4 protein-coding genes are annotated in these 3,260 nt (G+C 66.8%); all 4 read right to left on the bottom strand.

Annotated elements, in window-relative coordinates:
- On the bottom strand, window positions 1-755 hold a 755-nt coding region (locus tag DB31_RS44075; protein ID WP_240487315.1), incomplete at its 3' end, for a sigma 54-interacting transcriptional regulator.
- 81 nt (window positions 756-836) lie between these two features.
- Window positions 837-1,595, bottom strand: a complete 759-nt coding sequence (locus tag DB31_RS44070; RefSeq protein ID WP_044200019.1) for a DUF5953 family protein — start codon at window positions 1,593-1,595, stop codon at window positions 837-839.
- A complete protein-coding gene (locus tag DB31_RS44065) occupies window positions 1,592-2,509 on the bottom strand; it encodes a DUF6310 domain-containing protein (protein WP_044200015.1) in 918 nt (305 codons plus the stop codon). Before DB31_RS44065 ends, DB31_RS44070 begins: the two co-directional genes overlap by 4 nt.
- Before the next feature lie 49 nt (window positions 2,510-2,558).
- Window positions 2,559-3,260, bottom strand: a 702-nt coding sequence (locus tag DB31_RS44060) for a sigma 54-interacting transcriptional regulator (RefSeq protein ID WP_044200012.1), incomplete at its 5' end; no start/stop codon positions are given.

The following is a 3,260-nucleotide window of genomic DNA, read 5'->3' as shown; positions in this document are numbered from 1 at the left end:
GCCAGGCCCAGGGCCTTGGCGGTGTGGTCCTTGCGGTAGTGGTAGCGGCGCAGGGTGCTCTCGATGAGCTGACGCTCCAGCCGCTGCATCATCTGCTCCAGCGACACGCCCTCCGGCAGCTCCAGAGGCGGAGTGCCTGAGTCCTCGGGTGGGCGGTGGGTGGAGGACTCCGTGAAGGAGATGTCGCTGGCGTCCAGCTGCGGCTTCTTGAGCATCAACAGGGCGCGGCTCACCACGTTGCGCAGCTCGCGGATGTTGCCCGGCCAGTCGTGCTGCTGCAGCTTGGCCAGAGCAGCCGGGGTGAACGTGCGCTCCTGCTCCCGCGGCGCATGCAAGCGCACGAAGTGCTCGGCCAGCAGCCGGATGTCTGAGCGCCGGCTGCGCAGCGGCGGCAGCCCCACGGGCAGGACGTTGAGCCGGTAGTACAGGTCCTCGCGGAACCGGCCCTGGTGCACCCACTGCTTCAAGTCCCGGTGGGTGGCGGCCACCACCCGTACGTCCATGTGGATGGGCCGCGTGGCGCCCACCGGCTTCACCTCGCCGCTCTCCAGCACGCGCAGCAGCTTGGCCTGCACCTCCAGCGGCATCTCCCCCACCTCGTCCAGGAAGAGGGTGCCGCCGTGCGCCGCCTCGAAGGCCCCCGTACGCCGGGTGTCCGCGCCGGTGAAGGCGCCCTTCTCGTGGCCAAACAGCTCGCTCTCCAGCACCCCTCGCCGCGTCCAGCTCGGCCCCGTGGCGCGCGACGGACAGCTCAAGCTCGGCCCGGGTGCAGAGCGCGTCCGACAGTGCCAGCTCGGGCCGGGGGGAGTGTGCCAGGAGACGCGCGGCAGCCTCCTTCAGCGTGGAGAGTCGCGCCCGCCGATCACCGGGAAGCGCTCGTAGGCCCGATTGAGCGCGTCGAGGTGGGCGGGGTTGTCATAATCGAGCGGCGCATCCGTGAGCTTCACCACCCATCCGCCCGACGGCGTGCGCCGCGCCCGCGTGAGCAGTTCGGCGTCGCGGGCTGGGTCCGGGAACCCGATGGCCTGCGCGGCAGCAACAGACCAATAGTTCAACCACCCGAGGAAACAGGGAATCTCAGGCGCGGGGAGGTTTTCTGGAAGATTGAGCATGGGAAGTCCTCGGGGTGAGCGCTCCGGTCCATGAGGCGAGCGACGAAACTGCTCCGAGACTTCCGCGCCGTAACTATACCGTGACGCATGCCCCCAGAACGCGCGCGCCCCCTCCGCCATGGCCTCGAGCATGGCCGCCGCTGCCGAGATAACAGCCTCGTCGAGTGGCAACTTCGCATGAACGTCGAGTTGCGGTTGGCCGCCCGGGCTGAGGAGTGCCGGGTTTTCCGACCCGTTCACCGTCACGGGGTAACTCGCGTCCCCGTTGCACAGAAGAGGAAATCCGCCGTCCTTGATCCTTTCTATGAGCCACGCGTCACGATGCGGCAATGCGATGGGGCGCCCGCTTTCGGAGATCCTCCACGCGAGGCGCAAACCGGGAAGTGCCTTTTCCATCCCATGGATGACATCAAGCGCGCGGCCGTCTTTGCCCACGAGCGCAGGCGCGTAGACGATGAAGACGAGGACTCTCGGTATGATCATCGTGTGCATCCCGTGACAACGACATGGAGGGTGGGAATCCGGGCGATCAGCGCGAGTCTGTGCGCTTGCGTGCTCACCCCAACGACGAAGTCGTATCCACAGGCCCGCGCAGCGGCGAGTTCCTTCCTCAATTGCGCCACCTCCTTCGCAATCTCTCGCTCCTGGATAAAGTCAGGGTAGGTGTCAAATCGGTGGGTCTTGATCTCCCACAGCACGCGCACACCGATTTGCAGCGCATCGAAGCGCTCACCGCCCACGAATACGTCCATGCCGGGATAACGGTTGGGCGGAAACTGATCGGCGCACTCGTTATGCGGGACATCTGAGCCCGCGTGCCGCACCGGGATGGGCTCGCACGACGGACGGCGCGGCGTGGTTTCTGGCGGTGGGGGGAAGATGTCTCCGGTGCTCGACCCCTTTGGCTTGGGCGTTCGGTCCGCTAACGGTTCCTGAGCGGGCTGCGTTGGAGCCTTGGGCTTCGCGCGCTCGCGGGATGCATTCCGTTGATAAGCATCAATTCCCTCCTGGATGGCGGCTGCTACCACTACCGCGCCAATAACAATCACTGCACCGACGGCGATCTCGGGTGCCGCGAAAACACAGAGGGCCACGACTGCGGGAGCGGCTGCATCCGCGTAGGCCACAGCGCATCTTTTGGTGACATCCCGGAACCTGACTCTGTCGCGATCGAGAGCATGAAAGCACCGCTCCGCAAGGATCGGCCACTCGTTGGATGCTTCCCGCACCACGCATTTCCCATCATCCGTCCACGGGTACTGCGCCGCCCGCTGAAGGTTGGCGAATCTCGGACTCTGGGGACTCGGGTCCTCCAGCTCTCCCGGGCTCGGATCCATCGTTGCGCAGGCCGAAAGCAGGAGCAGTATCAGGGGGGCGCTGCAAGTTCGGAGACGCATAGCCACGCCCTTTCAATCAAGCGGAGGGCTGTGGGTCAAGGCTTGCCCCTCAGTCCTCCTCAGAGCCCAGGCCCCACTGCTTGAGCTTCTTGAAGAGGGAGGAGCGTGCCAGGCCCAGGGCCTTGGCGGTGTGGTCCTTGCGGTAGTGGTAGCGGCGCAGGGTGCTCTCGATGAGCTGACGCTCCAGCCGCTGCATCATCTGCTCCAGCGACACGCCCTCCGGCAGCTCCAGAGGCGGAGTGCCTGAGTCCTCGGGTGGGCGGTGGGTGGAGGACTCCGTGAAGGAGATGTCGCTGGCGTCCAGCTGCGGCTTCTTGAGCATCAACAGGGCGCGGCTCACCACGTTGCGCAGCTCGCGGATGTTGCCCGGCCAGTCGTGCTGCTGCAGCTTGGCCAGAGCAGCCGGGGTGAACGTGCGCTCCTGCTCCCGCGGCGCATGCAAGCGCACGAAGTGCTCGGCCAGCAGCCGGATGTCTGAGCGCCGGCTGCGCAGCGGCGGCAGCCCCACGGGCAGGACGTTGAGCCGGTAGTACAGGTCCTCGCGGAACCGGCCCTGGTGCACCCACTGCTTCAAGTCCCGGTGGGTGGCGGCCACCACCCGTACGTCCATGTGGATGGGCCGCGTGGCGCCCACCGGCTTCACCTCGCCGCTCTCCAGCACGCGCAGCAGCTTGGCCTGCACCTCCAGCGGCATCTCCCCCACCTCGTCCAGGAAGAGGGTGCCGCCGTGCGCCGCCTCGAAGGCCCCCGT

The organism is Hyalangium minutum (genome assembly GCF_000737315.1).
Lineage (GTDB): Bacteria > Myxococcota > Myxococcia > Myxococcales > Myxococcaceae > Hyalangium > Hyalangium minutum.
This window is presented reverse-complemented; position numbering and strand designations above follow the sequence as displayed.